Raw genomic sequence first — 7,177 nt, 5'->3', positions numbered from 1 at the left:
CGCGACCAACTCTCCCATGCGCTCCGGCAGCGCCTGCCAGGGAAAGCCCGTATGCTCCACCTTTGCGCCGATCACATACACGCTGTCATGCCGGTAGAAATGACCGGGCAGCAGCCGATCCTCCTCGGGTAGATAGGCCCCGATGGCCATTTCATAGAGCTGGTGAATGGTCTCCTCAGTGATTTGATTCGCCGGGTCGCTGATGAACTCCAGTCCCTTTTTCATGCCGAAAATGCGGCTTTCGCTTTCGTCTGTGGGAGCAAGACCGGAGAGGATCTTGNCCGATGGCCATTTCATAGAGCTGGTGAATGGTCTCCTCAGTGATTTGATTCGCCGGGTCGCTGATGAACTCCAGTCCCTTTTTCATGCCGAAAATGCGGCTTTCGCTTTCGTCTGTGGGAGCAAGACCGGAGAGGATCTTGCGGACGCTGTCACAGGTGAAGTCCACCTGCTCGATGGTGAAGGTGGAAACGATCTCCTCCTCCATGGCCTTGACGCCGTAAAGCTGTGTGCTGTTCTGCGGCGTCAAAAGCACCTTGGCGGCTGAAAGGCGCACCTGTGCAATGCTGCTCAGATAGACGATGTTCTGCCCGGANCTGCTCGATGGTGAAGGTGGAAACGATCTCCTCCTCCATGGCCTTGACGCCGTAAAGCTGTGTGCTGTTCTGCGGCGTCAAAAGCACCTTGGCGGCTGAAAGGCGCACCTGTGCAATGCTGCTCAGATAGACGATGTTCTGCCCGGAAAAATCCTTGAGCGGCAGCGAATGATAGAAACCGTTTTTCAGCAGCTCCGTGAACTCTTTGATGTCGGCCTGCGGGAATTTATAGCCGAGTTTTCTCAAATCCAGAACATTTTTGTCGGACAGCATCTTGGTAAACAGCGCAGCATCCATGAAATCACCTCCGTCGCTGATTGCAATTAGTATCAACAAGTATCAGTATAGCGGAGTATGCCCTGAATTGCAAGGTCGAAATCAGGTTTTTGATAATCTTCAATGCATCTCCTTACTGCCTTTTTCCGGACGACGAAAACCGGAAGTTCTCCGTCTACTATATGGAGCTGGCTCCCGGCAGCCATTGGCAGTCAGAGCCGCATCTGCGGGGTACCACCGAGTTTGTCACCCTTTTCGCCGGTGCAATCGAAATCACGGCTGATCAGAAGGCCATCGTCGTTCAGGCGGGCGAAAGCGTCCGCTTTCAGGGCGACACCACCCACGCCTACCGCAACATCTCCGACCAAACCACCATTCTGCACATGATCCTGTATAACCCGTAAAAAGGCGTGAGCCGCTGTATTGCAGCGGCTCGCGCCTTTTCTTTCAGCCATCCAACTCTGCCTCGTGCTTGAGGATCGCGCCGGTGGCGGCGTTGATCTCGTAGCTGTACTCCATGCCGCCGAACTTGAACTCGACCTCATAGACGAGCGTGCCGTCCTCATCGTCCAGCTCGATCTCCATGTCATACGCCTTGTTCTCGCTCACGTCCGCGTGGTTCAAGGCGATGGACTTCGCCTTGGCGTGACCGATGTCGCCGGTGGGCACAGTAGGCTTTGCCGTCTCGTCCCCTACAGGGGCCGTGGTCAGCAAGTCCTTCTGCCCGCTGAGCACCTTCCCCGTGTAGGCGTCCACCAGATACTCAAACTCACCCCATGCTGTGTGCAGCTCCACCTCGTAGTGCGCGGGGAATTCGTCCAGCTCGGAATCGACCTCAGCCGTAACGGAATCAAGCGCCGTTGTCCCGGCATACTGCTCCGCGGCGTAAGCGGCGGCATCCTTACCGACGGGCATGGCGGGCGCGCCCGCTTCCGCAAGGTCCTTGAGCTCCTCCACCGAGAGCTTTGCCAGCGCGTCAAACTTCAGCGACGGGTTGATGGCGAGGACGGAGTTCACCAGCGCCGCCTTGCCGGTGGAAATATTGTTTTCCCGGGCCTGCTGCTCCCGCGCCGCATCCTGCGTCAGCGTCTGCGTCAGGACGGCGGCCTTCGCTTCGCTGGTCTGCAGCACACCGTCCACGGCGCTGGTCAGCTCCCGCTGGAGCTTTTCCGCGCGGGCTGCATCCTTGTCCTCCACCGAGATCATGATGGCGGAGGAAATGCTGTCGAGATAGCCGTTTCGTACGAGGCTGCCCACGATGGCGTTCACCGCCACGTCCAGCTTTGCACCCTTGAGGTCAGCACCGTTGCTCATATCCGCAAGGATGGCCTTGGCATCCTCGTTGAGCGGGGTACAGACGAGCACCTTTTCGTTCCTGCTGACCTTCAGCTCGATGCTGGGGTTCACATCCAGCGACACCACGGACGCCACCGCATGGGCCTGCTGATAGAACATGCCTCCGCCGCACAGCAGCATCACCGCAAGGCAGGCGGCTACCAGAGTTGTCCATTTTCGATTTACCGTTTTCTTTGTTGTCATGGGAATGACCGTTCCTTTCCGCGCTTCACAGCGGGAGAGAACGCCGCTCATATCGTCCGGCGCGGTCTTTTCCACCGCCGAAGCCAGACGCTGCTCCATCTTTTCATTGGTCATCGGGCGTCATCTCCTTCCAGACAGCTTCGCATCTTCTTCAATGCTCTGTGATATTTCGACAGGACGGTAGGAAGCGGCAGCTCCAGCAGCGCCGCGATCTCCCGGTGCTTCATACCCGTGACCGCGTGGAGCAGCACAACGCGCCGCTCCTCATCGCTAAGGTTTGCCAATGCGCCTTGCAGCAGCGCGCGCTCGTCGGCGTCCAGTCCGCACTCCTGCGCGGGAATGGCGTTCCATTCCTCCTCGCTGAGGGCGGCATGGCGTTCCTCCCGCCGCAGGCGCATCAGGCACAGGCTGCGGCACACGGTCAGCAGCCATCCCATGGGCGAGCCGGTGGGGCGGTACTGCGCCGCGCAGTCCCACACCTGCACATAGACATCCTGCGTGAGATCCTGCGCATCGTGGGCGTTTTTGAGGTAGGACAGCGCAAGACCGTACACCGCCGTCCGCGTGCGCTGATACAGCTCCGCCAGCGCTTCACGCTCCCCGCCGGCAATGTGGAGCAACAACTGCTGCAGCTCGTGTCGATCCTCTGCCGGCACATATTCGGTTGTCATCAGCATACTGAGCATGGGCTTTTTCTCCTGTCATCCGTGTAATGCACGGAAAGGGCGTTTTATTGCATTTGGACTTAAAAACTTTTTTGATCAAGCTCCGCCGAGCACCTCGTAAACACGGACAAGCGCTGCTGTCTCACAGATAAAGCGAGCTGTCAGCTCCCGTTCCCCCCCCACCACGTCCTCTGCGGCGTTGTGTACCGCAATGACATACACCAGCCACGACAGGCCGCTGGCAATGCCCGCCACCTGTATCACCCGCTGTCTGGACTGGAAGAACGGCAGCATCGCCGCTAACGATGCCACGATGGGCAGTACCGTCACTGGCGTCTCATAGGTCACCACGGCAATCAGCAGAAATACTGCCACGATGGGTATCGCGGTGACCAGTTTACTCCAGTTGAATTTCTCCTGCAATAGGAAAAGCAGCAGCACGGCAATCTGGAAAAAGCTGCACAGTGCGCCGGAGCGTGCGTGGAGCAGCGTGTAGTGGATGGCGAAGATCTGGTTGGCCACCACCTGCCACAGCAAGATGGTACGCTTGTCATCCTGCCAGTAGCTGAGACCCATGGCGATCAGTGCGCCGAACCCTATGAGCTGGCAAAATACGTTCATCCGTCGTCCCCTTTAATGAAAAACGCCGCACACCCTGTCGGATGCGTGGCGAAAAATGAAGGCAATGCTCCAGAAAAATCCACACTTATTTTGGATTTTCATTGTACCATGGGACAGCCGTATTTGTCAATTGCGGCAAAGGACAACCTCCAAAAGCCATGGGCTTTTGGAGCGAGTGTAGTTGCCCGCAGGTTTTGTTGTACCTGCGTTCAACGGTATGTAGCCGAGGCCCAAGGACATTTCTCCTGAAGATTGTTGCAAATCTCCTGCATCGGAGCTGCATACTCCCGCAATTCTTGGGGCATGGAGGCAACGCCTTCCACAATAATGTGTCTTTGCACCGGTTGCCAAAACACTTCTGCCAGGCAACCCTACATGGCGTCCCAATTTTCTCCGAAGTAGTCCAGAAACCCAAACGTCTTGCGGATGCGCTGGTGTAATGTATCGCAGTCCTTGCAACCATCCTAACGAATCGTTTCTCACATAGCGCAGGACTGCTCATCCATTACTTTCATACTCACGCACCGCTATACTATAAGGTGATGTCAAGCAAACTGTAAGACCATCCGTTATGATGAGATTGCTCTTAAAACCATATGGAATTCTCATGTTTTGTTCCTCCTAAAAACAAGAATTCCCATGCCATCATCTCAGTCAGGAGATAAAACATGGAAATATAGTATCTTTTCTATGTCTGTTCTGCACAATTTTCAGGTTCGATTCACGTTGTATTCATATCAAAAAAGCAAAAGTTGCGTATAACAGATGTTATACGCAACTTTTGTCTAATTTGTAACTACCCGCAACCGTAGTTGTTTAGGCAGAGTGATGTTCGCCAGCGTCTGACCGTACTTGGCAGTCAGGCCGGTGAGAACGGTGTAACTCGGCGTCGCCTTTGTGATACTTGCGCCGTGCGTCACGGTGAGCACGGGCAGGCTGTAGTTTTCGCTCTCTGCCGCCTTGGTGGTGAAGGTCACTGTGTTGGCTTCCTCCACATTTGCGCTGTTGTAGACACAGCTGCCTCTGACGGTAGGAAAGGTATCGCCCGCGTTCACCTTGGCGTTGTCCTTGATCTGCACCGTGGCGGTTTCGCAGGTGTCCTTTCCGTCATAAACCTTGGTGAAGGTGCTGCCGTGGTGAATTCCAGATCAGCCGCGGTCAGCGTTTTCTTGCCGATGGAGAAATTCTCGGTTTTGTCCGTAAACTCATAGTTGCCCATTGCCTTAACGGTCACGGAACCGGCGTTCTCACCGGCATTCTTGTTTTCACCATAGGTGACGGTATAATCTTGACCTACTACCAGCGTGGTCTCTCTGACTATCACAGTTACCGTGGGTTTGATCTGCCCGCCGGTGTAGGTCGTGTCACCGCTCAACGTTACCGTCGGCTCGGTGGTGTTACGCGCGATGGTGAACTTCCACCTCTCCGCTGTCAGTTCGGAGGCGGTAGCATAGTTCGTGCCCTCGATCACGGCGATCTTGACGGTGTAGGTGCCCGCATTGGTGGGATTCTGCACTTCCCTGCCGTCCCGACCGAATTTGACCGAGACATCGCCCATGCCGGTGATACCGGTGTTGGGCGCGATGGCTGCAGTCTTTGCTTTACCGTAATAGATTAAATCAGTCGGAGCGGTGAAGCTGAAGTTCTCCGCCGTGGGCGTAGCTTTTTCGATGCTATACTCCACACTGGCGGTCTTGGCATTTTCACCCTCGCCCAGCGTGATGCTGGCGGTATAATCGCCCGCGTCGGCGGGGGCGGCGGTCAGAGTTTCATTGCCCTTTTTGTAGGTGATAGTGGGTGCGGTCACACCGGGAATGGAGCCTGTCACCGTGGTGGCTTTTCTCTCTTTTTCATGCAGCATGATTATACACCGTACGTTAACGTGCGATGCAAGACCTTTTTACATTTCGGAGAGCATTTTATGAAAAAAGGACCGCGACTTATTTTCCGCCGGAGAGTTAGCGCGGGTGCAGGGTATTACCCGCCGTGCTATTCTCTGTTACGAGGAGCATAGCCTGATTTCCGGGCTTTTTACTTGTAGATACAATCAAAAAATGCGTAAGTCCAAAAACATCCGGACTTACGCATTTAACTGGGTCTTTTCAGAGAAGGCGAAGACGCCTTTTGGCGTCCTCGCTTTCCAGAGAGAATCGTATTTCTTTGTCCTGTTGGCAGGTGCCGGAGATTCAAGGTGGTGGTAAGAAGAGCATTTGTGTTGTGAAGGAGGTGCCGATAGATCCGGGCGCACCTGCCAACAGGAACGAAGAAACGCAAAATGAGTTTTACTTCGCAGCCTTGGCAGCCTTGATGGACTCGATCAGCTCGGGGACGACCTTGAACAGATCGCCGACGATACCGTAGTCAGCCACCTCGAAGATGGGGGCGGTGTCGTTCTTGTTCACGGCGATGATGCACTCGGAGTCCTGCATACCAGCCTTGTGCTGGATGGCGCCGGAGATACCCAGAGCGANACGACCTTGAACAGATCGCCGACGATACCGTAGTCAGCCACCTCGAAGATGGGGGCGGTGTCGTTCTTGTTCACGGCGATGATGCACTCGGAGTCCTGCATACCAGCCTTGTGCTGGATGGCGCCGGAGATACCCAGAGCGATGTAGACCTTGGGATGGACGGTCTTGCCGGTCTGGCCGACCTGATGGTCAGCGGAGATCCAGCCGGCGTCCACGCAGGCGCGGGAGGAACCCACGACGCCGCCCAGGACCTCAGCCAGCTCCTCGGCCAGCTTGATGCCGCCCTCCACGTCCNGGCGCGGGAGGAACCCACGACGCCGCCCAGGACCTCAGCCAGCTCCTCGGCCAGCTTGATGCCGCCCTCCACGTCCTTGGAGATACCACGGCCAACGGACACGATGAAGTCAGCGCCGATCAGGTCAACCAGCTTCTTGGCGGCCTTAACGGTATCCACGACCTCGGTCTTGATGTCAGCGGCTTCCAGAGCGAACGCGGGATGCAGGATCTCCACGTTCTTCTTGCACTCGCGCTTCTTCATAACGCCGGGGCGAACGGTCGCCATAGCGGGGCGGAAGCGGGGGCAAATGATGGACGCCATCAGGTGACCGCCGAAAGCGGGACGGGTCATCTTCAGGTCGCGGGACACATCGTGGGGCTCNGGATCTCCACGTTCTTCTTGCACTCGCGCTTCTTCATAACGCCGGGGCGAACGGTCGCCATAGCGGGGCGGAAGCGGGGGCAAATGATGGACGCCATCAGGTGACCGCCGAAAGCGGGACGGGTCATCTTCAGGTCGCGGGACACATCGTGGGGCTCGCGGTTGATCATCACGGTGCCCAGCTTCTCGATGCGCTCCTCGGGCAGGGTGGAAGCTTCCTTCAGGAAGCCCTTGTAGTTGGGCATGTCGATGTCCAGGTGGGTGCAGTCCGCGCACAGACCGGTGTGCAGGCGAGCCGCGCAGCGGGGGGCCAGGTCACGGCCGATGTTGGAGGCGCCGAACAGCAGCACC

General features: G+C 56.6%; 7 protein-coding genes and 4 pseudogenes. 1 reads left to right on the top strand and 10 read right to left on the bottom strand.

Annotation, left to right across the window (positions count from 1 at the left end):
* A pseudogene (locus ACOMDU_RS13500) lies at nucleotides 1–225 on the bottom strand (Fic family protein); the annotation flags it as partial.
* A gap of 757 nt (nucleotides 226–982) precedes the next feature.
* On the opposite strand from ACOMDU_RS13500, the gene ACOMDU_RS13495 reads away from it, so the two are divergent.
* On the top strand, nucleotides 983–1,276 hold the full coding sequence (locus ACOMDU_RS13495) for a cupin domain-containing protein (RefSeq protein ID WP_421130678.1): 294 nt from the start codon (nucleotides 983–985) through the stop codon (nucleotides 1,274–1,276).
* A gap of 43 nt (nucleotides 1,277–1,319) precedes the next feature.
* On the opposite strand, the gene ACOMDU_RS13490 is transcribed toward ACOMDU_RS13495, so the two are convergent.
* The 9 genes and pseudogenes from ACOMDU_RS13490 to ACOMDU_RS13450 form a co-directional block, all read right to left on the bottom strand.
* Complete coding sequence (locus tag ACOMDU_RS13490; RefSeq protein ID WP_421130677.1) at nucleotides 1,320–2,525, bottom strand: PepSY domain-containing protein; 1,206 nt, start codon at nucleotides 2,523–2,525, stop codon at nucleotides 1,320–1,322.
* Nucleotides 2,522–3,097, bottom strand: a complete 576-nt coding sequence (locus ACOMDU_RS13485; protein ID WP_421130676.1) for an RNA polymerase sigma factor — start codon at nucleotides 3,095–3,097, stop codon at nucleotides 2,522–2,524. Before ACOMDU_RS13485 ends, ACOMDU_RS13490 begins: the two co-directional genes overlap by 4 nt.
* A gap of 75 nt (nucleotides 3,098–3,172) precedes the next feature.
* The gene (locus ACOMDU_RS13480) at nucleotides 3,173–3,697 is read right to left on the bottom strand and encodes a YgjV family protein (protein WP_421130675.1); all 525 of its coding nucleotides are present in this window, start codon (nucleotides 3,695–3,697) and stop codon (nucleotides 3,173–3,175) included.
* 371 nt (nucleotides 3,698–4,068) lie between these two features.
* Nucleotides 4,069–4,146, bottom strand: a pseudogene (locus ACOMDU_RS13475) (barstar family protein); the annotation flags it as partial.
* Between the two features lie 336 nt (nucleotides 4,147–4,482).
* Nucleotides 4,483–4,776 (bottom strand): hypothetical protein, encoded by a 294-nt coding sequence (locus ACOMDU_RS13470; protein ID WP_421130674.1) that lies wholly within the window; start codon nucleotides 4,774–4,776, stop codon nucleotides 4,483–4,485.
* The gene (locus ACOMDU_RS13465) at nucleotides 4,749–5,558 is read right to left on the bottom strand and encodes an MBG domain-containing protein (protein WP_421130673.1); all 810 of its coding nucleotides are present in this window, start codon (nucleotides 5,556–5,558) and stop codon (nucleotides 4,749–4,751) included. Before ACOMDU_RS13465 ends, ACOMDU_RS13470 begins: the two co-directional genes overlap by 28 nt.
* Before the next feature lie 421 nt (nucleotides 5,559–5,979).
* Nucleotides 5,980–6,126, bottom strand: coding sequence for a hypothetical protein (locus tag ACOMDU_RS13460; RefSeq protein ID WP_421130672.1), 147 nt, complete (start codon nucleotides 6,124–6,126; stop codon nucleotides 5,980–5,982).
* Nucleotides 6,096–6,826, bottom strand: a pseudogene (locus ACOMDU_RS13455) (electron transfer flavoprotein subunit alpha/FixB family protein); the annotation flags it as partial. The gene ACOMDU_RS13460 and the pseudogene ACOMDU_RS13455, both read right to left, overlap by 31 nt.
* A gap of 29 nt (nucleotides 6,827–6,855) precedes the next feature.
* Nucleotides 6,856–7,177 (bottom strand): annotated as a pseudogene (locus ACOMDU_RS13450) (acryloyl-CoA reductase electron transfer subunit beta); the annotation flags it as partial.

This window comes from Vescimonas sanitatis (assembly GCF_049060325.1).
Taxonomy (GTDB): Bacteria; Bacillota; Clostridia; order Oscillospirales; family Oscillospiraceae; genus Vescimonas; species Vescimonas sanitatis.
The sequence above is the reverse complement of the archived record's forward strand: the minus strand, read 5'-3'. Positions and strand labels throughout refer to the sequence as shown.